At 41.9% G+C, this 25,860-nt stretch carries 27 protein-coding genes; 1 reads left to right on the top strand and 26 read right to left on the bottom strand.

Annotation, left to right across the window (positions count from 1 at the left end):
• The first annotated feature begins 39 nt into the window (after window positions 1-39).
• Window positions 40-828 carry a M55 family metallopeptidase gene (locus HXW94_RS08690; RefSeq protein ID WP_178366504.1) on the top strand — a complete coding sequence of 263 codons (789 nt, stop codon included), beginning with the start codon at window positions 40-42 and terminating at the stop codon, window positions 826-828.
• On the opposite strand, the gene HXW94_RS08685 is transcribed toward HXW94_RS08690, so the two are convergent.
• The 26 genes from HXW94_RS08685 to HXW94_RS08565 all read right to left on the bottom strand — a co-directional run bounded on the left by HXW94_RS08685 (window position 825) and on the right by HXW94_RS08565 (window position 25,680).
• Entirely contained in the window at window positions 825-2,201 is a 1,377-nt protein-coding gene (locus HXW94_RS08685) for a phenylacetate--CoA ligase family protein (RefSeq protein ID WP_178366503.1), read from the bottom strand. The two genes, HXW94_RS08690 and HXW94_RS08685, sit on opposite strands and share 4 nt — an antisense overlap.
• Before the next feature lie 106 nt (window positions 2,202-2,307).
• The gene (locus tag HXW94_RS08680) at window positions 2,308-3,312 is read right to left on the bottom strand and encodes a polysaccharide deacetylase family protein (RefSeq protein WP_178366502.1); all 1,005 of its coding nucleotides are present in this window, start codon (window positions 3,310-3,312) and stop codon (window positions 2,308-2,310) included.
• A gap of 99 nt (window positions 3,313-3,411) precedes the next feature.
• Window positions 3,412-3,780 carry a GxxExxY protein gene (locus tag HXW94_RS08675; RefSeq protein ID WP_178366501.1) on the bottom strand — a complete coding sequence of 123 codons (369 nt, stop codon included), beginning with the start codon at window positions 3,778-3,780 and terminating at the stop codon, window positions 3,412-3,414.
• A 194-nt stretch (window positions 3,781-3,974) separates the two neighbouring features.
• On the bottom strand, window positions 3,975-5,240 hold the full coding sequence (locus tag HXW94_RS08670) for an ATP-grasp domain-containing protein (RefSeq protein WP_178366500.1): 1,266 nt from the start codon (window positions 5,238-5,240) through the stop codon (window positions 3,975-3,977).
• A gap of 135 nt (window positions 5,241-5,375) precedes the next feature.
• Window positions 5,376-5,834 (bottom strand): type II toxin-antitoxin system VapC family toxin, encoded by a 459-nt coding sequence (locus HXW94_RS08665; protein ID WP_178366499.1) that lies wholly within the window; start codon window positions 5,832-5,834, stop codon window positions 5,376-5,378.
• A complete protein-coding gene (locus tag HXW94_RS08660; protein WP_178366498.1) occupies window positions 5,824-6,123 on the bottom strand; it encodes a type II toxin-antitoxin system Phd/YefM family antitoxin in 300 nt (99 codons plus the stop codon). The genes HXW94_RS08665 and HXW94_RS08660 overlap by 11 nt, the downstream gene beginning before the upstream one ends.
• 144 nt (window positions 6,124-6,267) lie before the next feature.
• Window positions 6,268-6,540, bottom strand: a complete 273-nt coding sequence (locus tag HXW94_RS08655; protein WP_246293808.1) for a hypothetical protein — start codon at window positions 6,538-6,540, stop codon at window positions 6,268-6,270.
• A 176-nt stretch (window positions 6,541-6,716) separates the two neighbouring features.
• Window positions 6,717-7,802, bottom strand: coding sequence for a FemAB family XrtA/PEP-CTERM system-associated protein (locus tag HXW94_RS08650; protein WP_218576632.1), 1,086 nt, complete (start codon window positions 7,800-7,802; stop codon window positions 6,717-6,719).
• A complete protein-coding gene (locus tag HXW94_RS08645; RefSeq protein ID WP_178366497.1) occupies window positions 7,799-8,950 on the bottom strand; it encodes a glycosyltransferase in 1,152 nt (383 codons plus the stop codon). Before HXW94_RS08645 ends, HXW94_RS08650 begins: the two co-directional genes overlap by 4 nt.
• A gap of 88 nt (window positions 8,951-9,038) precedes the next feature.
• On the bottom strand, window positions 9,039-10,166 hold the full coding sequence (locus HXW94_RS08640; RefSeq protein WP_178366496.1) for a glycosyltransferase: 1,128 nt from the start codon (window positions 10,164-10,166) through the stop codon (window positions 9,039-9,041).
• A gap of 94 nt (window positions 10,167-10,260) precedes the next feature.
• On the bottom strand, window positions 10,261-10,836 hold the full coding sequence (locus HXW94_RS08635; RefSeq protein WP_178366495.1) for a serine O-acetyltransferase: 576 nt from the start codon (window positions 10,834-10,836) through the stop codon (window positions 10,261-10,263).
• A 141-nt stretch (window positions 10,837-10,977) separates the two neighbouring features.
• Entirely contained in the window at window positions 10,978-11,916 is a 939-nt protein-coding gene (locus HXW94_RS08630) for a class I SAM-dependent methyltransferase (protein ID WP_178366494.1), read from the bottom strand.
• A 43-nt stretch (window positions 11,917-11,959) separates the two neighbouring features.
• A complete protein-coding gene (locus tag HXW94_RS08625; protein WP_178366493.1) occupies window positions 11,960-12,208 on the bottom strand; it encodes a tetratricopeptide repeat protein in 249 nt (82 codons plus the stop codon).
• 217 nt (window positions 12,209-12,425) lie between these two features.
• Entirely contained in the window at window positions 12,426-12,581 is a 156-nt protein-coding gene (locus HXW94_RS20330) for a tetratricopeptide repeat protein (protein ID WP_425484216.1), read from the bottom strand.
• Between the two features lie 133 nt (window positions 12,582-12,714).
• Window positions 12,715-14,037 (bottom strand): O-antigen ligase family protein, encoded by a 1,323-nt coding sequence (locus HXW94_RS08620; protein WP_178366492.1) that lies wholly within the window; start codon window positions 14,035-14,037, stop codon window positions 12,715-12,717.
• A 3-nt stretch (window positions 14,038-14,040) separates the two neighbouring features.
• Entirely contained in the window at window positions 14,041-15,261 is a 1,221-nt protein-coding gene (locus HXW94_RS08615; RefSeq protein ID WP_246293806.1) for a glycosyltransferase family 4 protein, read from the bottom strand.
• A gap of 130 nt (window positions 15,262-15,391) precedes the next feature.
• Window positions 15,392-16,882, bottom strand: a complete 1,491-nt coding sequence (locus tag HXW94_RS08610; RefSeq protein ID WP_178366490.1) for a hypothetical protein — start codon at window positions 16,880-16,882, stop codon at window positions 15,392-15,394.
• A gap of 13 nt (window positions 16,883-16,895) precedes the next feature.
• Window positions 16,896-17,882 (bottom strand): glycosyltransferase family 2 protein, encoded by a 987-nt coding sequence (locus tag HXW94_RS08605; RefSeq protein ID WP_178366489.1) that lies wholly within the window; start codon window positions 17,880-17,882, stop codon window positions 16,896-16,898.
• A gap of 42 nt (window positions 17,883-17,924) precedes the next feature.
• The gene (locus HXW94_RS08600; protein WP_178366488.1) at window positions 17,925-19,058 is read right to left on the bottom strand and encodes a polysaccharide pyruvyl transferase family protein; all 1,134 of its coding nucleotides are present in this window, start codon (window positions 19,056-19,058) and stop codon (window positions 17,925-17,927) included.
• The gene (locus HXW94_RS08595) at window positions 19,055-20,287 is read right to left on the bottom strand and encodes a Coenzyme F420 hydrogenase/dehydrogenase, beta subunit C-terminal domain (protein WP_178366487.1); all 1,233 of its coding nucleotides are present in this window, start codon (window positions 20,285-20,287) and stop codon (window positions 19,055-19,057) included. Before HXW94_RS08595 ends, HXW94_RS08600 begins: the two co-directional genes overlap by 4 nt.
• Window positions 20,288-20,353: 66 nt before the next feature.
• On the bottom strand, window positions 20,354-21,901 hold the full coding sequence (locus tag HXW94_RS08590) for an oligosaccharide flippase family protein (protein WP_178366486.1): 1,548 nt from the start codon (window positions 21,899-21,901) through the stop codon (window positions 20,354-20,356).
• A 21-nt stretch (window positions 21,902-21,922) separates the two neighbouring features.
• Entirely contained in the window at window positions 21,923-22,564 is a 642-nt protein-coding gene (locus HXW94_RS08585; protein ID WP_178366485.1) for a tetratricopeptide repeat protein, read from the bottom strand.
• A 12-nt stretch (window positions 22,565-22,576) separates the two neighbouring features.
• Window positions 22,577-24,622, bottom strand: coding sequence for a hypothetical protein (locus HXW94_RS08580; protein WP_178366484.1), 2,046 nt, complete (start codon window positions 24,620-24,622; stop codon window positions 22,577-22,579).
• 91 nt (window positions 24,623-24,713) lie between these two features.
• Complete coding sequence (locus tag HXW94_RS08575; protein ID WP_178366483.1) at window positions 24,714-24,935, bottom strand: PIN domain-containing protein; 222 nt, start codon at window positions 24,933-24,935, stop codon at window positions 24,714-24,716.
• The gene (locus HXW94_RS08570) at window positions 24,922-25,170 is read right to left on the bottom strand and encodes a UPF0175 family protein (RefSeq protein WP_178366482.1); all 249 of its coding nucleotides are present in this window, start codon (window positions 25,168-25,170) and stop codon (window positions 24,922-24,924) included. Before HXW94_RS08570 ends, HXW94_RS08575 begins: the two co-directional genes overlap by 14 nt.
• Window positions 25,171-25,356: 186 nt before the next feature.
• On the bottom strand, window positions 25,357-25,680 hold the full coding sequence (locus tag HXW94_RS08565; protein WP_178366481.1) for a nucleotidyltransferase domain-containing protein: 324 nt from the start codon (window positions 25,678-25,680) through the stop codon (window positions 25,357-25,359).
• Between the last annotated feature and the right edge of the window lie 180 nt (window positions 25,681-25,860).

The raw sequence follows: 25,860 nt of genomic DNA, 5'->3' as shown, positions 1-25,860 counted from the left end.
TAAACTTGAAATGCTATTTATAGTTCAAGGAATTACCTAATGAAATTCATCATATCTGTTGACTGCGAGGGGCCGGCCTGCGTTGTCGGGACTTCAGGCAAAGCCCTAAGCGCGTCACGGGACTACGCTTTTGCCTGCCGGGAAGCCACCCTTGAAGCAAATGCTGCAGCCCGGGCTCTTTTTGATTCGGGCGCAGAAGAGGTCTGGGTTTGGGACAGTCACGGTCAGGGTCTTAATCTTTGTATTGATCAGCTTGACAAAAGGTGCAGGCTGATTTTGGGAAAAGGATTTACCCGCCGGTTTCCCGGGCTGGACAACCGGTTTTCAGGGGTCATAATGATCGGTTACCACGCTATGGAAGGGACAAAAAATGCCATACTGGCACATACATACAGTTCAGACGCTTATAAAAGCATACGCGCTAATGGCAAGACTGTCGGGGAGATTGCACTGGATGGTGCTGTGGCAGGGGAGTTTGATGTGCCGGTAATCTTTATTTCCAGCGACGATAAAGGATGCCGGGAGGCCTTAACCTTCATGCCGTGGATAAAAACAGTCATCACCAAACAGGGGATGGGAAGAAACTGCGCCCTGAGCAAACACCCCCATATGGTTCAGGAAGAAATTTATTCAGGTATCTGCCGGGCAGTAAAAGATATACAGCAGATGAAACCACTGAAATTTCAGCCGCCGGTTCACCTTGAAATTGACTTCAAAGCTGTTCTCCAGACTGTTAAAGCGCTTTTATACAGGCGTCGGGGATGGCGGCCCATTGGCCCAAAAACAATAGCCAAAGAACTTGGCAGCATGCTGGAATGGAATTGTTAAGAAAAAGACCGTTCTTTATAAAGCTCTTCAGCCACTTTACTGATGACCGGCCGGTATTTTCCCGAAGGGGCCGGTTCAATATCGTCGACTATTTCCACAAGGATTTTGTCGTCACTGTTTAAGCGGGTTCGGGCCAGTTCCCTGACCTGGTCTTTACCGTCTTCAGGGAATCTGTTGTCCACAGCAAGACGGATTCGAATTTCACCCAGTTCTTCCTGCACGACCTGGAACTTAACAATGCCTTTTACCATTCTGGCGATATAGATAAAAGAATAGCCAACCACCCATTTTCCTGTTTTGGTTACAATAAATTCCACGGCCCTGCCGCCGCTGATCTCAATTGAGGACAGCTTTCTGCCGCATGCGCACTTTTTTTGTGAAAGCGTAACAATATCACCTGTCCTGTAACGGATTACAGGAAACGCCTTGCCTACGATATTCGTGACTACCAGTTCCCCATGCCCGTCAGTGGGTTCAAGGGACTCGGGATCAATGGTTTCAAGAATCACCTGCTCATCCATGCAATGCATGGTTCCCTGTTGGCATTCGTGCCCGATGAGCCCGCCTTCCCGCAATCCGTAAGAATCGAACACCGGCACGCCGAATGCCTGGCGGATCAAATCGCGGTCCACATCCGAAAGCATCTCAGATGTGGTAATAATTACATGAAGACCCTGATCTTTCAAATCACCAAGATCAATCCCCATGTCCCGGCACATGGAAACCGTCAACACAAAAGTGGAAGGATATCCAAACAGGCATTTGGGCTTCCATGCCATCCACTGGGAGACATACTGACGGACCCGGTCCTTATTTAGTTCAAAACCGTTGGACAGCCCGTCATTAATAAGAAAATCCCTGAATCGCTTGATTTTATCCTGTTTGCTCAATTCCACAGGAGAGCCCCAGTAATACATCTCTTTTTCTCCCCTGCGAACGCCAACCCATTCATGGCCCCGCATGCGAGCCGCATTGATATGGGCTTCCCGGCTGGAAGACGTATAAAATTCCAGGGCCTCATTCGTAGATCCACTAGTCCGAACCAACTGCACCCGTTTTCCCTCTTCCCTCCAGACCATCTGCTCACGCTTTTCACGCAGCGTATCTTTTTCCAGTAAAGGAAATTGCTGCAGGTCCTCTACCGTTCGGATATCCGCCGGTTTGATCTGCAGAGAATCCATGAGCTCTTTCCAATAAGGCGTATGGGAATATGCCGTATGAATCAGCACATTTAATCGATCCAGCCTCAGCTTTTCAAGCCGGTCCCTTGACCACCACTGACTTTTATTCAGTTCATTCAGGATCTGAAAACTGGGACGTCCCAGTAAAAGCTCCTGAAAACGAAATATATTTCTGGCAATAACGGGTATCATTATGCAACTTCTTTCATCCGCAGATTACGCAGATTTCCACAGATTATTAAAAAAGCCTTTTATTAACTATATACATATCTGCGTTCATCTGCGTAATCTGCGGATTTTAAAAATAATAAAAATTATTCAATCCTTGGACAACTTTTCGGGTCAATGCCCGGATCGGCTTGTTGATCAGGCAGGGCGCGACTGATTTAGGGGAATACCCATCTTCCTTGACCATTTTTCCCAATTGGGAAAACGTCCGGTCCGGATACTTGTCCCTGTTATCAGCCAGCCATTTACAGAACTTTTCAAACCGCCGGGTGACAATCCGGTTAAGTTTGCCGCCGTTATACTGTATGTCCTTTACCTTAAACAGGCTGAAACTGTGCAGAATCAACACAGCATCCGCCCCGGCATCACAGATCATCCTCACAGCATCCCGGCACTCTTCAAAGGAAGACCCCATCAGGTCCACAGGCTTGCTGGGATAAAGGCCTGGCCAGTCCGGCTGACGAAATCCGGACAAGGCCACTTCAAGAACATCGCCATACCATTTTGCACCATTGTATCTTTCTTTATCTTTAAACAGGCACTGCCCCCTTACATAGGGAAACGTATAACTGCTGTCTATCCATATTCCGGTATCCGGCAAAATTTTAAGAGTCTCATCAGATGCCCCCATATTCCCGGCCCTGAAGGCAATGGGTTTCCGGCCTGTCCATGCGGTAAGCTTGTCTGCCCCGTCTGAGATAATCTGCTGCTGAAGTCGCAGGGGCAGTTCTGCAATCTGATCCGTCATCTTGAACGACTTTCCCTGACGCTGAAGACCGTAATGGTAATGGCCGGGATGAACATGAAGCTGCACGTCCTGACCATGTTCCATCAAATACTCACAAACCGGCTCTGTCTCTCCCGGATATCCAAGCTCTTCATTAAACGGCTCCAGAAAAAACGTGGCCTTAACATCATATCGATTCAAAATTTCACAAATCAGCGGAATACCAAACTGCCTGGCGCCGTATTGCCCCATCATGCCCCTGCACGGCGGAATCGGCTCAAGATCCGTTCCCCAGGCTCCGCCCATACTGCACTCCACATCAAATGTAAATAATATACCTGGTTTCATTACCTAAATCTTTCATCCATCCGCAGATTACGCAGATATCTGTTTAGCAGATAAAACGCTTTTTATCTGCGGACATCTGCGTAATCTGCGGATCGGATACTATAAATTATAAACCAGTCTTTTGTACTGAAGTTGCCTGCTACCAAAATTAATCAGCAGACTTTTGTTTAACCCGGAAGCTTTCATATAATTTATCACCTGTGCTTCCTCAGTACCGGTCAATTGCTGCAATGCTTTCAACTCCACTATCACAGAGCCGTAGCAAACAAAATCCGCCTTATAATAAGCTGTCAACTGATTTCCCCGATAGTAGACAGGCAATGTTTTTTCCCGCTCATACGGTAAATCCCTGAATTGAAACTCATGCTCCAATGCCTCCTGATAAACCGCTTCCAGAAATCCATTGCCAAGTTCATTGTGAACGCTCATAGCCGCACCAATGATGGCATATGTTTCTTGATCACGCATACATTTATCGTTTAAATATTTTTATCCGCAGATTACGCAGATTTCCACAGATAAAAAAATTTTTTGGGAGTCGTAAGTTCTAATTGCAATTACAGACTATTTTTCCGTCAAAGAATTCATAACTGACAAGAGTTATCTTCTTCTGTCACATATTATTCATCTGCGTTTATCTGCGTAATCTGCGGATAATATAATCAATGCTTAGCATCCTGAGATTCCGGGTTACCAATGATATCATGCCCCTGAGCCCCCAGTTTTTTAGCCATCTGCATAAAATCAACCATAAAAGGCTTAGGATCTCGAAGCATAAAAGCATCATCCTTTGTCCAGGGAAAGCAATTCCACAAAAACCGTAAAACCGTCTCTACCTTACCAAGACGCTTCTGCCCCGGAGGCAACTGATCCCCCCGGATCATACCAATCATCCAGTTCGCATCACCACCAAGTATCCTGGATCTCAATCCCAAACGATACTTTGTCTTTTTCATTTTTTCAGGCTCAAAATGACTCTGCCATAAAAGAAAGGAGGTATTAAACCCGGCCATAATCAAAGTAGGCGTTCCCCCGATAAACCTGGGATTAATCTCAAGAAATATATATTTATCGGTTTCAGGATCATAATGATATTGAACGCCGCCTAATCCCTCATACCCAATCGCCTTAAACAGCTTGACAGCATCATCAATCAAAGGCTGATGCCGGCAACTGATCCGTTGGGTGGTCACCCCACCGGCCAGGGGCATATGGTGTTCACCAATATAATCCCCAACCATAAACGGTTCGCCTTTATACATCATCACCTGAACATGATCTTCTGCCCCGGGACAATATTCCTGAACAATAATATTATCTGCAAAATCCCGGACCTGATCATAAACTTTCTCAAGCTGGACCTCATCTTCTGCATAAGCCGCTTTCCAGGGCGCCTGCCCCCCTTGAATGTTCTGCCTCCTGGTCCTGAAAACCAAGGGAAATTCCAAGCTGCCTTTATCCAACATAAACTCATCCAAACGCATACCTTTGGCCACAGGAACACCCAATTCCTGACATAACCCCTGCATATAATCTTTGTCAGTCGCTTTATCAAAAACATCCCGGGCAGGAGAGAAGATATGCACATCCGGCTCAAACTGATCCCGAACATCTATGAGAACATTATGATAGCCTTCTGCAACAGGCATAATGGACCCCACATCCAACAGCTTGACCAGTTCCTTAATTTCATCAATAAAGCCTGGACTGTAAGCCGGGGATTCCATGACCCATGCACTGCTGGAGTACCGGCTGTTGGCCGGCTGCCCATACTTTGATTTAACAATGGAATGAACCGTCAGGCCGTTCATGGCAAGATTCCTCACCACCCAGAGCCCCACCTGGGTATCGCCAACAATGGCAAGAACTTTTCGCCTTCTGTCCTCTTCCTTGATTTTTTTTTTAATGAACGGCTTTACCGCATACATATTCAGCATCCTTATCAGCTTACCCTGCTATGTAAATTTTACAATTAACCTATCCAATGACATGGTTTTACTTTTGGTGCATAGCAGCCTTTTCACGAACAGCGCAAAAAAGGTTAAGTTAACTTATCTGAATTTTTAAAGATCAGTCTCGTAGTCAGTTAAGCCGACTACATATCCAAAGCGTAATATTTTTGCAATATGCCTTTTGTCGTTCGTTATAAATACAGCCTTATTGATAATAGCCAAGGCATGATATAGACAGTCGGTCAACTCAGGATATCCACTTTTATTGTTTCCTGTTCTTGCCAATTCAATTGCCTTCATTCGGACACTGCAATTGGGTACAATAATGTTTAACACACCGGAGTGCGCCATTTTTTCAATGTATTTCAAGTGGCACTCAACATCTATCAAGTTGTCCATATTGCCACAAAGTACTTCTGTAATTTCATCTAAAAGAAGGCTTGGAACAATAATTTGAATTCGTTCCAAAATTGCATCTTCAAGGATTTTTTTCGCTTTACCTTGCAGTGGGCGGTTGAAAATAATCTCAAGAAATACATTAGCATCAAGTACGTAACGCCTATTTATCATGTTGTTTAACTACAGACTTAATTCTTTTTTGTTTTCGCATTGATCGCAATATTTCGACTGGATCTTTATCAATGCCAACATTAGGCAAGCTATTCAATTCCTGCAACAATTCTTTTTGCTGCAGTGACAACGATTTTTTTTCTTCAGTCCGGGTGTTTTCAAGAGGAACAATTTTTGCTAAAGCCTTACCTTTTCTTGCTATAGTGAAAATACTCCCTTTATGAAAAACCTCGTCGAGAATGGTTCCAAATTTCCTTCGCGCTGAAGTAACATCAACTATTTTTTCCATAATTTTAGTCTCCAATAAGGGATGGGGGCCTTAACTCAACCATATCAACTATATGGGTTCCGGGCAAAAATGTCAAATTCCCCTTTAACATCGCGCAGATGACGCAGATTCCCGCTTATTATAAACAAATTTTTTGGCACATGTTCACATATCTGCGCGCATCTGTGTAATCTGCGGATAATATAAATGCACATCCGGCTCAAACTGATCCCGAACATCTGTGAGAACATTATGATAGGCTTCCGCAACAGGCATAATGGAACCCACATCCAACAACTTGCTCAGTTCCTTAATTTCATCAATAAAACCTGTACTGTAAGTCGTGGATTCCATGATCCAGGCACTTCTGGAGTACCGGCTTTGGGCCGGCTGCCCATACCTTGATTTAACAATGGAATGAACCGTCAGGCCGTTCATGGCAAGATTCCTCACCACCCAGAGCCCCAACCTGGGTATCGCCAACAATGGCAAGACCTCTCCGCCTTTTATCCTTTTCCTTGATTTTTTCTTTAATGAATTGCTTTACCGCATACATATTCTGCTTCCTTATTAGCACATCTATAACACTACCTGTCTTCTCTCATGAATATACTTTACAAGTTTATATTCCCACGGATACTAGGGCCTATTATCTTTGTCACTGTTATGGGTAATTTCTTCCACACGTTTATTGCTGTTTTATACTTGGGCTTCTCGACGTTCATATCGGAAAATCGCTGTTTTCCCATCGGTATGTGGTACCAGGACAGAGGATGAGGGCAGGCTCCCCATTTCTCTTTAAACACATAGGTTCCTCCATTTGGTGACGATCGACCGAAATCAAAGCATTTAACACCATTTTTACAGGCATAGTCTAACAAACACCAATATTGGAGTGTATTCGCTCTTAAGTTACTAAAACATTTTAACGAGGAAGCCCAAGGGTTAAATATCACTTTTTTGAACTTTATCACAAAAATTCCCGATATAGGCAACTTGTCGTGATATACCACCCCAATCTTCACCATACCGGGAAATTCATTGCAAATATTTTCAAACAATTGTTTTGAATGAACAGGAGAACCAAGATCCCGCATATTTACAGCAAAGACTTTATAAAAATCTTCTATTAACTCACTTGAACCAATTATGCATTTTAGGCCTGATTTAATCGGTTTTTTTATTTTGTTTCTGAATTTTGAATTAAAACTTTTCATAAGAGTGTCAGATGATTCCGGCAATTGAAGTAGCATTCTGACTTTATGGCCTTCCAGTTCTGTTACAGGAATGCATTCATCCTTATTACTATGGAATTTCCCTTTATCTAAAAAGTTTAGTTTTTTGGATTGACGCAACTCTATAGATTTAACTCGTAGTTGTCTTCCTAAATCCAACGCAGAATCAATCAACATTGATTCGACGTTCTCATCATTCGATAGGATGCCGCTGATGTCTACAAAAGGCAGAGAGACAAGGGCATTACCAAAAAGAATGTGTTTTAAATGTACAAGAGGTAATATTCCTACTATTTTTTCGTTTGAATCAGTAGCTGCCAAATAATAAGTTTTATGACCATATGTTTTCTCAATAACATTTTTCCATCCTGACAGATGATATACATTGGAATCAGGATGAGACAAAACATAATTATCCCAATCTCTAAAAGGAAAAGATTTAATATGTTTAATTTTTATTTTCATTCTCCAACTACCTCTTTAAACACCATCTGAACTTCATAAGCTACCTGCTCCCATGACCGGACCCTGCTATTTTCAAGCACAGATTCAGGATTCCATTTTGTTGACAAAACCTTTTTAATGCCTTCCTTCAATGGCTCAACCTGTTTTCGAGGTACAATATAACCGGCACCGGGAACAGGCAAAATATCGCGCACAGCACCCACATCTGTTGCGACCACCGGTGTGCCGCAGGCAAGGCTCTCCAGTACGGCATTAGGGCAGCCTTCCCTGTAGGAGGCCAAGACACTGGCATCAGCCGCACTGAAATACCGGGCCACCCGGTCATATGGTTGAGGCCCTGCAAGGATAACCCGCTTCTTGACACCTGATTTTTCTGCTTCTGCCATGATGGTTTCATGGGTTCCCCCTTGAGCCGGACCGCCCACAAGGACCAGGCAAACATCTTCGGCTAAACCGGCAATCGCCCTGATTACTTCATGGTGTCCTTTGCGATGCCCCAGATGAGCCACCGTAACCAATATTTTTTTATCCTCAGGTAGGCCCAGGAATTTTCTGCAGGCTTTTTTATCTTTGATATTAAAATTTTCGGCATCCACGCCATTGGGAATGACTCTAATCCTGGCAGGATCTGCTCCCAATTCTATGGCCGCCTCAGCAAGACCGCTGGAAACACTTATCACCGCAGATGCACCTTTCAGGGCTTCAGCACACTGCCGGACCTGGGAAGGTTTTTTCATGCATTCAAACAGCTTACCCCGCAACGTAATCACATACGGAACCCCAAGATCTTTTGCTATCAGGGAGACACCGACCCCGTCCGGCCAAATAAAATGTGCGTCCAATATATCAGGCTGCCAGGTACGGCATAATTTTTTAACCCAAGGCAAAATTCCCCTGGCGTAAAATCGGGCGTCGTTATTCTTAAAAATCTTAGGTGTATAAAAAAACCGGGGCCTTGAAATCTCAAGCCCCTTCCAATTTCCATGAACAATCTTTCCACCAGGTACCAAAAAGGGAAACCACGGAACCGGGGAACAAACCTGTAAATCAATAAACTTTGACAGCGCCTTAAGCCGTTGAAAAACGAAAATTCCCCAGTTGGGATTGGTTTCATTTGGAAAACAATATGAAAATGAAAGAACGTTCACAATTTATTAAAACTCATAGCACCCCGCACCAAACTGTTGCGATGGCTTCTTTTTAAGATTTAAATCATGCTCAGAACAGCCTATTTCCTTAATGGCGCCTGTATAACTGTTGGTAGGCTGCCATCATGCCATCATAGCTGTATCTATTCAAGACACGTTGGCGGCCCGCCTGCCCAAGGGACGTTAGGACTTCTGGGTGTTTTGCCAGATGCAGCAGTGCCTCAACCAAGGCTCCTTCGTTCTCGGGAGGGATCAGGCTACCTGCCCTTCCATTGTCCAGAACGTTCGGGTGCTCCGCCATTGCCGTCGCGACTACGGGAACCTCACAGGCCATCGCTTCGAGCACGGCAAGGGATAGCCCCTCGCCAGAGATGGAGTTGGACACAAATACGTCTAGAGAATTCAGGAATCGGCAAGTCTGGTTGATGTTACCCAGGAAATGCACCTTATCCGTAATTCCCAGCGATTCGGATAGTGTTTCCAGTTGGTCGCGCAAAGGTCCGCTACCGGCCAATGCTAAGTGCGCATCAATCCCTGCCTCGTGCAGCTTGGGCAGGGCTTGCAAGACCCCGGCATGGTTTTTAAAAGGCACGAACCGAGCCACCATTCCGATGAGGAATCCAATACCGGAAAGGCCAAATTCATCACGCAAGTTGCGTCTCGGGACGTCCAGGCGTCGAAATTGTTCGAGGTCGACGCCGTTGGGGATAACACGGATCTTCTCCCTAGGATAGTTGACGATGTTCGTCATCCTGTCCGCCACCGCGCCCGAGCAAGCAACGACTTGATTCACCATTCCCCATCCCACGCGTTGGGCGATGATGCGCCTGCGTCGCCGGTCTGTTGTACTGTGCTCTGTGTGGATTACTGCCGGTACACCTGCCAGCTTGGCAGCAAAGATGCCTTCCAGCAGCGTGCCCCACGCATGCGAGTGCAGGACGTCAACCTGCCGGCGCCGCAACAGCCGTGCGAGTCTGAAGGGAACCGTGGGATCGTTACCGCAATACTGCCGAATACATAGTAAGTCCACGAGGTCTGAGTCTACGCGACTTTCCATAGCGCCTCCCGGTTTGAAAACGCATATGGATGCCGAAAATTGATCTTGTGGAAGATGATTGCAAATGTCGATAGCAAGCTTCTCCAGACCTCCCATGCCCAAGTCCCAGACAAGCTGCATAACGTTGATGCGACCACTTGAAAACCGTCTAGGTTTCATTACGAACCTCCCAAATTTCGGATAGATATTAAATTTAGATAGATATTAACAACCACGGGAAGACCTATGAAGTACATAGAAAGCAAAGATGGGCTCAGTCCGTTTCGGCATCAGCTTCCTCCGGACACATGCCCGCGATGCGGACCACCTTGCCCGGGACTCCGACGACAGTGGCGTTGTCGGGAACATCGTGGAGCACAACTGCGTTCGCACCGATGCGAACATTGTTTCCAATACGAATGGCACCCAGCACCTTGGCACCGACGCCGATGAAGACATCGTCCCCAATCGTGGGGCACCCCAGTTCACCCTCGTGGCCGATCCGGTTGCCGATGGTCACCTGGTGCTCAAGGGTCATTCCGCGACCGATCACGGCACCGCTGGCGATCACGATTCCGTCCCCGTGGTAGATACGCAGGCCGGGACCGATGGCGAGGGTGTTGATCTCAACATAGGCTTTAAGACGGAAGTTGGCGATCCACATCAGGGGGAGGTTGCGCAATCCCTTGCGATTACTCCATTGATAGTGGCGGAGGACCAGGATGCGGAAGAAAAGCGGTTCCTTCCACGCTAAACGGAAAACCTGAAACCAAAGCTGCCTGCGTCCGGGCGCAGTCGCCTGGCCGTGCATGCGGCGGACATCTTCCCGAATGGTATCTAAGTCAATCATGGAGTTCCTCAAATTTCAGAAGAGCGTATATAGTCCGGTGAGGTGGATGATAAGAACTTGCTTTATAAGCCCGTCCACATTGCCACTTGCCGAATTGTGCCCTCCCGGTTTGTAAACGTAACATGTTATATCTGCCTGAATCTACCGTGAAGAAGAAGTACCTACAATTCGAGATCTCCAAACTAACAGATCATCTGATGAATAAGATTGGAATTCCTTTGCAATAGGTAAATTGGAAATATCATCAAGATTCCCTCTTCTATTCATTTCATCAACGACTGAAAAACCACATTCTTCATATATACTTCTGTAATCAGAGACCCTGAGCCGGTTATGATAGTGAAAACTATTATTATATTTAGTCCACTCTTCATTGGAAAATTTTAAAAAATTAAATACGCCTATAGAACCATCAAAGTCAGCGTAATGGTCTGCAAGATCAATCAAGTGACACATGATCCCATTTTGTGATGTGATTCTTTTAAACCTTTTAAATATTTTTTTTAACATCTCAGGTTCTATATGTTCAAGTACACAATTTGATACAAAAAAATCTATTTTATCTTCTGGAATGAACACATTGGATGCATCCCCAACAATTACACGAATATCAAATTTACCCAAGACAGAAACATCTATTACCCCCTTGCAATTATTTATTATTTCTCTCATTTTTTTTATTTTTTCTTCTCGTGCAAATGGTAATAGAATCTTTAAACGTCCATTTTCAGCATATCTGTCAAAAAATTTAAGAGTGTCTTGCACTTCTCTATCAGAAATTAAAGGCTGTATATCGACAGAATATACATGAGACGCGCCACATAACCATAGCCCAATAGGAACGATGGGATGCCATCCTGTCCCAAGTTCTAATGCAGTAAACGGTTCTTTAAAAATTAGAGAATTCTTCTGGGATAAACTGATATGATCTGTACATTGCTTCAATTTAGTTTGAAACCTTTTATCATTTAATATTAATCTTTTTGTGATTCGCTTTTGCAAAAATCTATTTAATTCCTTCCCGTAAGGAATGTACGACAATATTGATTGCATTAATGCTTTAAATTCCCACTTTTTCATGGCAGCGACCTTTTCTGAGTTCGAAATTTTTTAGATTAGTTTTTTAATTTGAGAACGGTGTATGTGAAATAATTGGCTTACCGGTAATAATCTTTTCCCTAAGACTCATCAGTCTCTTAGACCAGTGAGATCCGGTGGATAGTCCTTTTTGAGCAGCGTCAAGAGCGGCTTTTGTGTTTCCAGCTAAGGCAAGGACTTCCACCAAATAAGACCAAACTTTGCCATCAGTTGGATGGCCCTTTAAAAAATGCATGTAATCTTTGGCCGCTTTTTCATATTGACCAATTGCCATCAAACAATCAGCTCTGAATCGAATGGCATGGGGAAACCCATTACGGGGGACAAGCCGACTGAACCTCAGCGTTGCATAAAAAAGTTAGTAAATGAGCCTATGAGCATTGCCAATCAAGCGGTTCCAAGTTTTTTGAGCAATTTTCAGGAATGCACTTTTGGTGAGGTCCTGAATTATTCTGAAAAAATGGTTTCCCATAATGACATCAACCATCTTCCTATTCAATGGTGCTTATTTTATGCAACGTTAAGGTGAACTCTTTAATCGCTTTTCCGTAGTTACCTGCACGTCCAATGATAAAAGCTCGATTATAATACAAATCACTTCGCTTGGGCTGGATTCTAATCGCTTTGTTTATATACTGAAACGCCATTGAATAAGTTGCCTTTCTTGCTTTCATACGAAGCTTGCTTAACAAGTTTGTCAACACATTCCCCCAGCAGATTGACCAAAAACAACGCTTCCTGGATAGAAAAACAAATACGCTCCACAATAGAATGACCCTCTTACATTTCACCGTTCTGAATATTTTGTTTATGATCAAGCAAAGCATTTTCAAGAGTCCGTCTGAGGCAAACCGGCAAGATCAACAATATCCAAACGGTTTCTGTATAAATCATGGTGATGGTCAGACCGCAGGTAAGAATGATTGCAATCGAAACAAATATGCCAAAAGCAAACAATTTCAAATCGTTCTGAATATCCAATGGTAAATAATCAGCATCTCGGTTTATTCGTCTGATTTCAATCAGACTAAAAAAAATCATAAATGCAAAAATTAAAAAACCCAATATTCCCATTTCTGCAATGCACTTCACATATGTATTGTGGGAATCCAATCCTGCATGCTCAGGAAGATAGCTGCCAATGGTTTGATACCAGTTGCCAACACCGATGCCAAACGGTCGATCAATTACCATCTGCAGTCCCGCAGCCCACAGGTGAAACCGGTTTTCAGCAGACGCATCCCTTTCCTGGTCTTCGGAAACAATAATGGTTGAAATTCTTTCAAGAAATTGCTGATCTGCCACATAAAGGCCGCCCATTGCCCCAAGGATAAGTCCAATGGCGATTTTTTTCCGAAATCGTTTTGGGGCCATAACCACAGCGGCCATACCACCCATTACAATTCCAACCAAAGCGCCTCGGCTCCTGCACAGGACAACGGCATTCGCTGTAAACGCAGCGGATATGATACAAAGAATACGAAGTGACCAGTTCTTACTTCTTAAAAGCTGTACACCAATAAGCGGAAGCATGGCAGCCATAAACGCTGCAAAAAAATTCGCCTCGGCAAAATCAGCCCCGCCAATACCCTCCAAACGACCGCTGACATACGCCCGTCTAGGCAACTCCCATGATTTAAGTCCCAATGACAGAGCGCAAAGGATAAATACCCACAAAAGCCCTGAAAGTTTTTTACGGTCTGTTATGATATGGGTCATCAGCAACACGAAAAGAACTATTTTTGTAAACTTTTCAGTTGGATGATCTACGGTTGTATACCTGCCCATGGTCTCATTACTACCAAAGTACGACATCCACATGAGCAACAGAAACAATAGGCAGAGTGCCTCATGAATTGTAATAATTGAGAAGCCGAACCTAAGTTTATGTCTTTGTAAAACAAAACCACCTATGGTTGCCAAAGCAAGGGTAAAAGAATAACGAATGCCAAGGCCTGAGAATGGTGCTTCCCACCATTGTTCGGATGTCCCGATACAATAATCGGCTAGATATCCGTAAATCCCAAGATGGGGCAGAAAAATGGCTCCAGCAGTGCAGATTAAAAATATGGAAATAAAAGCTAAAGATTTGATGGGAAACATATCTTATCTGCCCAAGGGCCGAATTACTTTTTCCAGTTCCTTAACTTCTGCTTTCATTCGCTCCTCCCATGTCCAGAAAGACGCTGACAGCCTTTTTTGACTATCTTTCATTTTTTCTTTCATTTTTTCGTTCCTACAAATTTGACATAAATATTGCCCTAAAGCAGTTGGATTTTCCTTGTCCGCAAGCAACGCATTTTCTCCATGAATAAGCAAATCAGAAGTTGACGGATCTTTAACAGAGACAACCGGTAGAGTGGCCCATGCAGCTTCATAGAGAGGGTTGCACCGGTTGGTAACATCATTGGTGATCGTGAATACATCTGATACATTCAGTAGCCCCCAAATATCATCGTGATCCACAGCGCCTAACCATACAATAGAGTCTTCAATATGTGATTTTTTAGCAATATTTTGTAAATTTTCTTTTTCTGGGCCATCTCCTGCTATAATCAGTTGACAATCAACACCTTCTTTTTTACAAACAACGAGAGCATTCAGCATTCTATCAATTCTTTTCCAATAGCTTAATCTTGAACAGGAAACAATCCACTTGCTGTTAATATTGAGTTTTGGATTTCTTGTTAAAAAATCCTCACGAGTCATCTTCGGCGGACTTGACGGCGGCTCAACACCATTTTGCCAGAATCGGAAACGTTTTTGGGAAATCCTAAATTTTCTTGCCACTTCATCTCCTCTGGTACCGTCATTCGTGCAAATAAGCAGTGACGATGGAACGAGGTATCCTGCGGCGGCAGTAGGATAGCGAAGTGAAACAAAGGGTTTTGCCATGAGATCGGCAAGAAATGTCCCATATAGTCTAGTCACATTTGGAACCTTCCAGAGCTTCCCCAATAGAAAACCGGCTAACGCTGAATATTGATTATGGGCATAGATGAGATCTGGTTTAAATGCATCCTTCTTACATACTTTAAACGCTTTTAACAAAAAAGTTACAGTTAAAAAAAACAGTATAGACATATTTATTAACCATCTGAAGGGAGAAGGGAGAGAGTTGCTTTCTCTCATTTTCCTAATGTGCCTTCTAAAGCGTTTTAAAGGCAATAGCCAAGAGCATTTGGCTATTTCTATGCCATACTTGCTTCCTCGAACACCCGGTATCGGTGACAAATCATCGGAAAACAAATCGTATTCGGGGGCGATAAATATTATTTCATGCTTTTCCCTCAAATGTCCATTGAGTGTTTCTCTGAGTGACGGCATTCCGCCTCTACCATTCATTGACCAGATGGGCAGCGCTGATATATGTAGGATCTTCATATTAATTAATGTTGTTACAAGCTATTTTCGTTTAATAAGGGAACAGAGTTTCATTTGATACAAAAAACTTCCATCAGCTATTTGAACACTCCATATTCAACTCTTGATATAATCCAATTTTATACTTTTCCCTCAAAGCATGATTAGCCCATTGGAAAATAAGATGATTAGCTGTAATTTTTTGCCAAGGGCGCGAGCCCTTTGGTATGCTTAATTTTTTAAACGTATTCTTATAAATTAAAGCATCAACATAAGAAATTATACCTAAAAATTTTACCAAGGGAATTGACGGAGAAAACACATTTTCTTTTAACAAATATTCGGCAAAGCTTTTTTTTGAAGCTTCGGAGAGCGGCCACCAAAATGTTTTTTCTAATGATGTGTTTTTATTCAGCATACCGAATTTATTTCTTTCCACCCCGGCCTCTTCAACAATGCGTCTGGCAATAGGCTTATCATAGTCTTTATTCATATACCAGGGTTCCATTTCCTTACTTTCAGTTATCTTGCGTAATTCCTTAGAGTGACGAACACCCCAAAAAGGCAAGGGACATTGAAAAACACCCTTGAAAAGACGAAACTCACAAAATCCCAGTGAAGAAGTATCCCTGCGAACAAAAGGATCTGGATGATCGTGATTCACCCTATCCCATAACTTTTCGCCGTGACACCCTGTAAAAAACAAACAAAGGGGTTCTAAGTACTCAAATTGTGTCCAGTTCATTATTCCAGGCCTCCCTTCAGCAGCCCAGATGGCTTCTTCCAATGGATAGGAATCTGAACTAAGCGGATACTCTTTACAGGTCATCCCTAAAACAGTTGCGATCTCTTTGCCGGAGTCACTACCCCGCCAAAAACTGCTGGAATCCTTAATTGTGACGGTATCTTCACAGCCTGCGTAACGGGATATAACCGCAGCAACCGATGAATCATATCCGCTGGAAATGCTTGAAAGCATTTTAATTTGGTGCTTACGTGAACTGGAGCTTGCGTTATTTCCCAATTGCTTTGAGCTGTATTCTATAAAATCCTTATAATCATTATAGCAATCAAAATCTGGTGCAGTATCCGGCTTATCTGTTTCCAAAACAGATTGGCCGTCAAAAATGAGATTATTATAAAAAACAGACACTATTGTTTCGCCATCGGTTACAATATTCTCATTTCTCTCCTTAAGGCCTTTGGTGATACTCCTTACATCTTTAGAATAGGATAAATAATCAGTCCTTAAATGCAGCCCTGTTAACGCAAGCAATGCAGGTAACGAGTTTGAAAAATACCAGATTTGATTCTTTTCACAATAAAGGATTCTATCAAATACGGATCCGGAACTGACAAAAACTGCTTTATCCTGACGAACGCGAATGCCAGAACCGAAAATTAAATCCGTTTGATCAAAATTTCCTTTAGAGTAATCTTCAGCCCACACGCCTTCAACAATCCATTTTGGCTGTATTTCGACCTTTGGGCCGTGCAAAACAAATAGTTCTTCCGATCCAACTTCCAATTTTGCAACCCAAGTAAGTTTGGGCCAACTTTCGATTAATTTAGTTTTCAATATCATTTTTTCTTCTTTTTTATAAAAATGGTATTAGATTTTTGACATTTTTATCGACTTGAAATGATTGGATATAATTTTGAAGGGCACTCTTAAAACATGATTGCTTAAGTTTGTAATTAGCATAACTTTTAAAACAGTTAGCTAAATATTTTTTAAAAATTGCTTTTTTGTTATCTCCTGTCAAAACCGAATAGAGCTGAGCATTTTCAAGTGCCTGTAAAAGCATAGCTTCATATTTTTTGGATTGGGAAACTGGCAGTGAGTTTTCCTTAACATACGATTTATTAGTCAATAATACCTTAAATCCTGCTTGATAAATTTGAAATGCTAGATCTCTCCACTCCATAAAATCACATCTGAACGAAACCTTCCCAAAAACAGAGCTTTTTATCAAAGTATTGCAACTTGCAAATAATCTATGTGGGAAAAATTCTATATCGATCCAATCTTTTTTTTGGCCTTGATCATCGTTTGGTCCAACCTTTAGATTGTGTTGAACGGAATTAGGATCAACGTGCTGGATTTGTTTACATTTTCCCTTAAACAAAGCATACAGTTTGGCATAGTGGGCGAAACGATGATCAAGGCCTTTTTTTTGTTTACTTTCAATCCAATAAGATGAAACACCACTAATAAGAACATCATAATCCATATTATTGGATTTGTAATCATTTAACACATTAATATGGCTGGATAATTTTTCAGGATAATATTCATCGTCATCGTCCAGGAATGCGATATATTCACCATTGGATAGCTCCACCCCGATATTTCTTGAAATGGCACATCCTTCATTTTTGACATTACGATAGTAGACTATATTATTACATTCCTTGGTACATTCAAAAACACGTTGTTCAGTTTTGTCTTGAGAACAATCATCTATAACAATAATTTCTGTATTTTTATAGTTTTGGTTTAAGACGCTATAAATAGCTCTTTTAATGCAATGTTCTCTATTGTATGTCGGAATAATAACACTAACTAACGATTCTTGGCTCATGGCGAATAATTCTCTCTTTTTATCTTAGCTGCAGTTTTGTGTTCAATAGCTAAGGGCTGTTTGAAGGAAACGCTGTCCTTTCTCACGGAATATAGCCAACCGGTTATCCACCCGTTGCCAATCAACATCATTATCACAGAGGACGTCAATCTGTTCTGCGTCAAAATCACTTATCGCTCGATCCAACAATCCCGCAACATTTAAAATAGATTTTATCCTGCTATTCAATCCTTCTCCCCCCTCGCCACGAAGAACAACAATGAAGGGCCGATGAAACAAAAGACTGAGCATTACCCCATGGAATGAATTCGTAATGACAAAATCAGCATGATACAGCTTGTTTACCCACTCATTCGGCGTTGGAATCCGTCCCACTAACAGTGATCGAAATGGGGTATAATTGGGAGCGCACTCCCAGATATCCAATCCTCGTATTTTACGTATTGCCTTTCTGCATTGATCATACAATACACTATTATCATTACCTGCTTTAATAATATATGAAAACAAATAGCGGTCATTTCTGCGCGTCAAATTAGTGACAAAAGGATCATACCCGTCCGGCTGCAAGAGAAGCGTTGGATCGGGAACCCACTGTGCGTCTTGACGCCCCAAATTACTCATTATCTCAATCCCATTCTCTTCACGCACGCTTACAGCATATAGCCCACTGGCATACTCCTTCCACTTTTGGATTAATGATTCAGGGACATGGGTTCTGCCGAAACTGCCAGCATAAGAGATTTTACGCTGTTCTTGTCCAAAGCACAGCCAGGCAATTGGCTGACTCAAGTTAGAAACATAACGTGGATTCCAGATTTGATCGCTTCCGCAAATATACGCCTCGGCTTGAGGTGGATTGGCAAATAAAGAATCGGCCGTCGGATATTCTTCTTTACTGCTTATTAGATATTGATCCGTAAATGCCTTGAACGTCCTTCTTAAAACCCTTCCATAAATTTTTTGAACAGGCTTTCTTAAATGATAAGGGATAGAGATAGATCTTTTTCTAACAGTTTGAGACGGTCCATTTTGAGACGGTTCATTCTCATAGCGGTTCCAACGGATAAAAAAGGGTTGATGTCCGAGACTTTTCAAATAAGTCTGTAGGGCAAAGGCCTGCAGCACAGCCCCGTAATTGGGTGAGGCTTGGAAGGTTACAATACCGATTTTCATGAAAATCCTCTCTCTTTGAAATTAAGATTCTGTAAAATCCTTCGCAAAAATCTTTTAACTTTTCGTTTAGCCTCTGTAAACATTTTTTCCTTTCGTGTCGGTGCACGAAGCTTATATTTCCTGATTAAAGCCGGAAAAGTCAGTATCTCAAGATCGCGGTAAAAATGATTTCGTTTTGGTGGCCGGGAGCTGGGGTTATACAAATTTGGATTACGCCCCATGGCCGTTTCTATATCTGCTGTTCCAAGGAAAAGATGATCGTGACAACTTTCTAACGAAGTTTGTCCTGCCGCGGTATTCACCAGAATCAGGGAGGTTCCTTTATCATCCGTATCATACTCTGGATATTTGCGATGGACGCCCCAGAAATCTGCCAACGTAAGATCACCAACCCGCTGTGTAGTGGTGAATCGGCAATTGTAGCAGGATGGCCGAAGTGAAAAATTCCGGAAAAATGAGACTGTATAGGGATCTTCAAAATAACTGTACAGGCCAACGGTCTTGCCGCCACCCTGATACAACCTCACACTGGGCAGCTTCCACCCATAAGATTTGTCACGAAATGATATGTCTGTGAGCCGATCACCTGTGGACTCACGATACGCTTTATATCTAGTCAACAGGATAGGTGAAGGAACACCATGACAAACCAAATCACAACAAATCAGACCGGCTTTTGGTTCGCCCAAAAAACTCCTAAGCCCGGCGATCTGGCAGGGAGTCCCGGAAAAGAGTACTCTTCGTCCCTCATTCAACCGGTCTAAAATTGTTGGATAAAGATCAGGAGAAATTTCACTCTGAACATATTTTGATCCTCGAAGACGATATAAATCTTCCTGAGAATCTACAAAAATATGTTTAAGAGATAGATTATCATCGAAAGCCGCCCCAACAACAATTCCCTTCTTATCAAGGATAGATTCTGCAAGGGCGGTAAAAACACCACCGGAAGAACTTTGTTTTCGAATGCTCTCATCTTTATGCCACGCGGCGAATACAGACAGATTTTCCTTCTCCAGAAGATTGTCAACATTATTCTCTGCAACAGGACAGACTTTAAGACATAAACCGCAATCTATGCATTCATCTATCTGAATCTGGGGATTAAGAAACCCCTCTTGGTCCGGGATCATATGGATACACTGCTTGGGACAAGTGGCAGCGCAGGAAGAACAGCCGGTGCAATCATTCTGATGTTCTGCTAGTGGATGCTGAACATTTGAGTTCATCAAGCCTCCATATTGTCTGTTTTTATCTGATAGAAGTTGTTTTGAAATAATTTAGAAAAATATTATTCAAGATCGTACTTTAAATAAAAAACGTTTTTTAAAAAAAGTTTTTGCTTTCACTATAATTTCCACTGGGATCAACAGATAACTGGCGATAATGAACCACATTGTGCATGCCAATATTATATGTACAATAAAAATCATCCAAGTCGAAGGGAACCAAAGTGTTTGCAATAAATAACATGTTATTGAGAACAGTCCAATACTTATAATTCCAGGTATCAAAGCCTTTTTAGCATACGAGACAAAGTTAATTTTCCATTCTTTTAACAAATATTTAGGTATTATAATAGAAACGCATAATCTTGATAATAAGGTGCCAAAAGCAACTCCAACGATTCCTGAGTGTAATACGGTAACGAAAAATATCGAAAAAATGAGGTTGATTACAGCTTCCATAAGGGTAATTTTGGCATAGTAATTGACTTGGCCAGATGAGGCGAGCGCAAATTTACATGGGGCAATGTATAATGTAATAATCTTTGATATAGAAAGTATCGTCATAATCTTGGCTGCAGAGGCCACAGATTCAAGGCCGAACCCTTCCTGAAACATCCATAAATGAATAAATGATTTCGAAAAAAAGGCAAATCCAACAAACATTAGAATCCCAAAACATAAACTTGTTTGCAATTGACGATAAAAAATATGTTTGGCTTCACCTAATTTCCCCTTTGCGACTGTTCTTTGCATTTCGGGAAAAAAAGTACGGCCAATAATCACAATAAAAGTGGTTGAATAGTATATCAACATCGCTCCTACGTTGTACTCTCTGACATCAGAGACGCTTAAAAGTATTCCAATAATAACCAAATCACTTTGGCCGATTATTTTTACCGACGCATTTGAAATAAAAGCTGGAACGCCATAACCTATAAGCTCGCTAAACCGCTTTTTTGAATAAAGTAATGGAAAGGTTTTAAGACCATCATAAACACGTGTTGCAAATATTTTATTACCAATTAGGGCAAATATATTCCCTACAAGAATTGCTATTGTTAAACCCCAAAGCCCCCAACCCACCTCTAACACCCAGACAGTCAAAATCGTTCGCACTATTAAGACAAATAAGTCTACGATTCGGGCAATATCAAACCGGTCATGGGCGGCAAGTACGCTGGAATAAATTGAAGAAATAATGGAAATCCAAATATTAACCGACAGAATTGGAAGAAGTAGGCGGACGACAGCATAATTCCCCCCCCCGACTCCTTTGAAGATAAGCGGGAAAATCCACCCTAGAATAATTCCAGATAATAAAATCAATCCACCAATCAGGGTAAAAAAACCAAATCCAGCCCTGATTGTTTCGTCAACCCCCTGATGATCTCCTTTCCCTAAATAAAGAGCCACATGTCTGCCGACACTGGCCCGAACACCAAGGTCGAATATTCCCATATATCCAGTTAATACATTAAGCAAACTCCAGATGCCATATGTTGCTGCATCCAGCTTACCTACTATATATGGTGATAGGAAAAACATCACCAAAAGGGTCGCAACATGGCCTCCCCAATTGAAAGCCAGATTTCGTATATGGACTCGGGCGCTCATGAATGTAAAAATGATATATTTTTAATTTGAAAGAGGTTTATGAGGGACAATTTTTTTACCAAGCAATATTTTTTTCTGTAAAATTTTCATTTTTTCACACCAATGGGATCCAGTTTTACAACCATTTTTTATAGCACTCAATGCAGCGTTCTTTTCACCCATTACTGCGTAAGTCTCGGCTAAGTAGCACCATATCTTTCCGCTTTTTGGACTTCTTTTTAGTATAATTAAATAGTCCTTAACTGCGCGTTTATAAATTCCTAATCCAAGAAAACAATCCGCTCTAAATTTTCTTGCTGCAGGGAACTTCGATTTTTTATTTTTTTCATTTTTTTGAATCACCAAAGAAAAATTCTTAATAGCGCCTATATAATTTTCCATACGACCCAAAACAACACCTCGGGAATAATAACCTGCCAAATTATTTGGCTTCAAATTTATAGCTTCATTGCATAAATTCAGAGCCAAATTCAGAGCCATTTGGTTATTACCTTTATTCTTGATTAAATAATCTACTTTAGATAATAGAGTTTGTACCTTTTGATCAACAGTTAAGGCCTTTGTTTCAGACACATTAACTATGATAGAAACAATCAGCAAAACTATGTTTAAAAATATCAGTTTCTGTATGTACTTCATTTTCCAAAAACACAATTCGTCCATAAAAGGAACCCTTCAGTGCAAATCGATATATGTCATATATTTATTCCCGTAAGGATCCTTAACCTCTAATTGCCATTTCTGGTTAACTACCTCTTTCTTGTTCCCCAAAAAAACATAAGGTATTCCCTCAAAAGACTCACATAAAGCCACTTTGCCACTGGAAGAAGTGGCCTTAAGCTGGGCGGCTTCAGGCGATGCGGAGAATGAATGAAGTTTAACTTTAAGCCAGACTTCCTGGGCGTTGTCTGCCCCTTTTTTAGTTATTATATGAACATCCCTATTTTGTTCAAATTCAGGTGTAGTCGTGTCTTTAGATCCAGACAGAGGCCAGCTATACAAAGGATCTCCTATAAAAGTTGTGATCCATCCCAGGTGGGCCTGATTCATGAGAAGAACTTCCCCAACTGTGCACCCTTTTAAAAAAAAAGGATAAAAAATTTCATCATCCCACCAACTTTTGTTATGAATGTGTGGGGCTCCGTTGTATACTTTAGCAACACCGGCCGTAACTGTGACTCCCATGGCTATATCTCTTATCATTTCCCTTTTGTTCCAGCCGTTATGGGACGTAACCGTGCCGGCTATCCCTCCTGGCAGATAAACCGGCTCACGGTTAAAAAAGCCCTCCATTGGTGAAAAACGAAGAAACGCCAACAGATCTCTGCCTGCACCGCCGTAGTAAAGATGATATATTCCCTTTTCCCAGAGCCATTGTCCGGCACTCGTCCACTCCAAGTGTCCAACCCTATCCACAGTTTTCTCGTTAACCATTCCATCCATCTCACCCATGGCCAGACCACCATATCTTGAAGCGTAAACGGCCCGGTCAATGAGCCCACGCGCCGCCATGGGTGTCGGGGCATCAACTCGCATCACAAAAAACAATTGCCTTTTTTTAAAACGCTTTCGTTCTTCTGAAGAAAACGAAACAGGTGCCTGTATCTTATCAAGGGCGCTGTCTTTTTTCTGATAGACCAATGGGTGCATAAATGGATTGGCCTTTTTACCAAAAAGCGGCTTTGCCTGTGGTGTTCGGAAATAAAATGCAGTAAAAGGGCTCTTGCCCCGAAAACGCTGGGGCTGAGGTTTAGAACCCATGATTGCTTCAAGATCGTAATACATAAGCTGAAGCCGTTGTTCAAGACTGATGATACTGCCATAATTGTTTATATGGTCTGTAATCCCGCGGGCAATGCCATACGGCGCAACAACGGTCCTCGGCAGTCCATAGCACACGACCATGAACAGAATGTGATCTTTCAGCAGTGTCCCATCAGCCCTGATGTTTTCAGGGGCCTCCAGGAATTTTTTGACCTGATCTTCGATATATAAAAGGTACATCCGGTCGTCACGTTTACGGTCAGGACCGGTTTCACTGAATTCAACATCCTGGAAATCCGTAAACTTTGCCTCCCATTTATGCAGTTTTCCAGAGGCGTCCTTGCAGCTTGCATGCGCAGAAAAAGAGCCGGTAAGGAAGCTGCGGGCATTGGTCCGAAGATTCCATGGTCCATCAGTCCGGACCTGCACACGATTGCCATGCCGGCTTTTCCCATTATCTACCAGCAGTACCGCATTTTTAAGATTCTTTTTAAGCTGGATCTTCAGGGAGTCAAACAACCATTTTTCACCTTTTTTCCGGGGCAGGGTGAATTCGAGTAACCGGCTGTCACGCATATCATCTTTGGCAAATTTTAATATTTTCCCATTTTTTCTAAGGACAACGCCGGAGGCATTGTCGTGGCTCCTTTCAGAGAGATGATGCTCATTGAGAGAACTGCCTTTTAAGTGCTTTGGTGCATTTGCACAACTAAGCCCTAAAACATAAGGCTTTTCACCGGTTTTGGGGTCCGTGTGCATAAAAATATAATGATCTGCAATCTCTTTGGAATCCTGCCCAGGATCAGTAAGGGGATCATCCGCTTTCCAATCTGCATTGTAAAGCACGAGCACCTGGGATGGGGTTACAGCATGTGCGTTACCAATCAGTTGATTGAGGAAGATCACGACCACACAGGCGAATACAAATATTTGTATGAGTTTGAGTTGTTGCATCATGCCTTACAGTGCAGTACCATCAGTTGTTTTCGGTTTTTTTAAACATTTTAGGTGTTCGTTTGTTCGTGCGTCAGCATTGACAATACCGGATTTATTTACCTGCTTCAGAAAGAAGAAGCTGAATTACAGACTCAGACAAATAAAGTCCAGCATCACGAAAACGATCAATTCTTCTCTTTACAGATTTAATAACTCCTCTTCGCTTTGCAAGTATCAAAAGCCCACCTGTTCCGATAGTTTGAATACCAAATGTTTTTGCACAACGGCGAGCAGCAAGATCATCTACAACTGCCCAGTGGTCAATCTCCATCATAGTCTCTTATTTGTTCCGGTGTAATCTGTAATGGAGAAACCATTGAGACTGATAACACATCAATGAATTCCGCCCTGGAAATTCCTGCTATTTCAGCACCTTTATTTTGTGATATTTTCCCAAGCTCATACCATTTTATAGCAGCTGCGATACGCATTTGCCTGATAAATTCGTCAGGATCAGCATGAAGAGCTGAAAATACTGTTTGTGGTAATTCGATTGTTAAAGTTGTCATAAAAATTTCCTTTACAACTGTGGCAAAAGGGTTATTTTGTCTTTCAAGATAGGAACACTGCTCCCGCTTTTAGTGCTTTTTCAACTGACTGATGCACATTTTAAGTACATGGGTTAAAAAGCATGTTTTTTAAGCACATTAGCGGAATCAAAATTCTCTTTAGAATATCTCAACCATAACTTTGTTTCACCTTTCAAAAATGACATCCCCATCTTTTATATGGTCTAAAAAACCGCCTGCTGCATCAGGATTAATCGGAATTACATCAAATGGAATAGTTGCTATCAAAGTTCTTAACAGTTTTCTGTACTTCATTGATAAACTCAAATAACCACCTTTGCTGTTTTGGAATACGGCTATGTCGATGTCATTTGGGGTATCAGATTTTATGAAAGAACCGAAAATCAAAATTTTTTGGACTTCTTGTTCATTGGACAGGATGTCTCTAATCTGTCTTTTGATGATTTCTTTTTGTTGTTTGGATATATTTTTTTTTAAGTGTTCTATCATGACCCTCGGTTCGATAGTTTTTTATTAAATAAATTCAATTACTTATTAAATTTGGTGTAAATTTTGAAAACAAATGCCAGATTCAGATCAAGTCTATTTAAGGTTATCTATTTGATTTTATTGATAAAATCAAATAGATAATTATTTCAAATATTTATAAGTAACCATTTGAAATAATTA

The sequence above is a fragment of the Desulfobacter latus genome (genome assembly GCF_013389365.1).
Taxonomy (GTDB): Bacteria; Desulfobacterota; Desulfobacteria; order Desulfobacterales; family Desulfobacteraceae; genus Desulfobacter; species Desulfobacter latus.
This window is presented reverse-complemented; position numbering and strand designations above follow the sequence as displayed.

Excerpts from the sequence above, each read along its gene's own strand:
- HXW94_RS08690 (WP_178366504.1), top strand. The coding sequence starts at position 40 with ATGAAATTCATCATATCTGTTGACTGCGAGGGGCCGGCCTGCGTTGTC.
- HXW94_RS08685 (WP_178366503.1), bottom strand. The coding sequence starts at position 2,201 with ATGATACCCGTTATTGCCAGAAATATATTTCGTTTTCAGGAGCTTTTA.
- HXW94_RS08680 (WP_178366502.1), bottom strand. The coding sequence starts at position 3,312 with ATGAAACCAGGTATATTATTTACATTTGATGTGGAGTGCAGTATGGGC.
- HXW94_RS08675 (WP_178366501.1), bottom strand. The coding sequence starts at position 3,780 with ATGCGTGATCAAGAAACATATGCCATCATTGGTGCGGCTATGAGCGTT.
- HXW94_RS08670 (WP_178366500.1), bottom strand. The coding sequence starts at position 5,240 with ATGTATGCGGTAAAGCCGTTCATTAAAAAAAAAATCAAGGAAGAGGAC.
- HXW94_RS08665 (WP_178366499.1), bottom strand. The coding sequence starts at position 5,834 with ATGATAAATAGGCGTTACGTACTTGATGCTAATGTATTTCTTGAGATT.
- HXW94_RS08660 (WP_178366498.1), bottom strand. The coding sequence starts at position 6,123 with ATGGAAAAAATAGTTGATGTTACTTCAGCGCGAAGGAAATTTGGAACC.
- HXW94_RS08655 (WP_246293808.1), bottom strand. The coding sequence starts at position 6,540 with ATGAACGGCCTGACGGTTCATTCCATTGTTAAATCAAGGTATGGGCAG.
- HXW94_RS08650 (WP_218576632.1), bottom strand. The coding sequence starts at position 7,802 with ATGAAAATAAAAATTAAACATATTAAATCTTTTCCTTTTAGAGATTGG.
- HXW94_RS08640 (WP_178366496.1), bottom strand. The coding sequence starts at position 10,166 with ATGAAACCTAGACGGTTTTCAAGTGGTCGCATCAACGTTATGCAGCTT.
- HXW94_RS08635 (WP_178366495.1), bottom strand. The coding sequence starts at position 10,836 with ATGATTGACTTAGATACCATTCGGGAAGATGTCCGCCGCATGCACGGC.
- HXW94_RS08630 (WP_178366494.1), bottom strand. The coding sequence starts at position 11,916 with ATGAAAAAGTGGGAATTTAAAGCATTAATGCAATCAATATTGTCGTAC.
- HXW94_RS08625 (WP_178366493.1), bottom strand. The coding sequence starts at position 12,208 with ATGGCAATTGGTCAATATGAAAAAGCGGCCAAAGATTACATGCATTTT.
- HXW94_RS20330 (WP_425484216.1), bottom strand. The coding sequence starts at position 12,581 with ATGGCGTTTCAGTATATAAACAAAGCGATTAGAATCCAGCCCAAGCGA.
- HXW94_RS08620 (WP_178366492.1), bottom strand. The coding sequence starts at position 14,037 with ATGTTTCCCATCAAATCTTTAGCTTTTATTTCCATATTTTTAATCTGC.
- HXW94_RS08615 (WP_246293806.1), bottom strand. The coding sequence starts at position 15,261 with ATGCCGTCACTCAGAGAAACACTCAATGGACATTTGAGGGAAAAGCAT.
- HXW94_RS08610 (WP_178366490.1), bottom strand. The coding sequence starts at position 16,882 with ATGATATTGAAAACTAAATTAATCGAAAGTTGGCCCAAACTTACTTGG.
- HXW94_RS08605 (WP_178366489.1), bottom strand. The coding sequence starts at position 17,882 with ATGAGCCAAGAATCGTTAGTTAGTGTTATTATTCCGACATACAATAGA.
- HXW94_RS08600 (WP_178366488.1), bottom strand. The coding sequence starts at position 19,058 with ATGAAAATCGGTATTGTAACCTTCCAAGCCTCACCCAATTACGGGGCT.
- HXW94_RS08595 (WP_178366487.1), bottom strand. The coding sequence starts at position 20,287 with ATGAACTCAAATGTTCAGCATCCACTAGCAGAACATCAGAATGATTGC.
- HXW94_RS08590 (WP_178366486.1), bottom strand. The coding sequence starts at position 21,901 with ATGAGCGCCCGAGTCCATATACGAAATCTGGCTTTCAATTGGGGAGGC.
- HXW94_RS08585 (WP_178366485.1), bottom strand. The coding sequence starts at position 22,564 with ATGGACGAATTGTGTTTTTGGAAAATGAAGTACATACAGAAACTGATA.
- HXW94_RS08580 (WP_178366484.1), bottom strand. The coding sequence starts at position 24,622 with ATGATGCAACAACTCAAACTCATACAAATATTTGTATTCGCCTGTGTG.
- HXW94_RS08575 (WP_178366483.1), bottom strand. The coding sequence starts at position 24,935 with ATGATGGAGATTGACCACTGGGCAGTTGTAGATGATCTTGCTGCTCGC.
- HXW94_RS08570 (WP_178366482.1), bottom strand. The coding sequence starts at position 25,170 with ATGACAACTTTAACAATCGAATTACCACAAACAGTATTTTCAGCTCTT.
- HXW94_RS08565 (WP_178366481.1), bottom strand. The coding sequence starts at position 25,680 with ATGATAGAACACTTAAAAAAAAATATATCCAAACAACAAAAAGAAATC.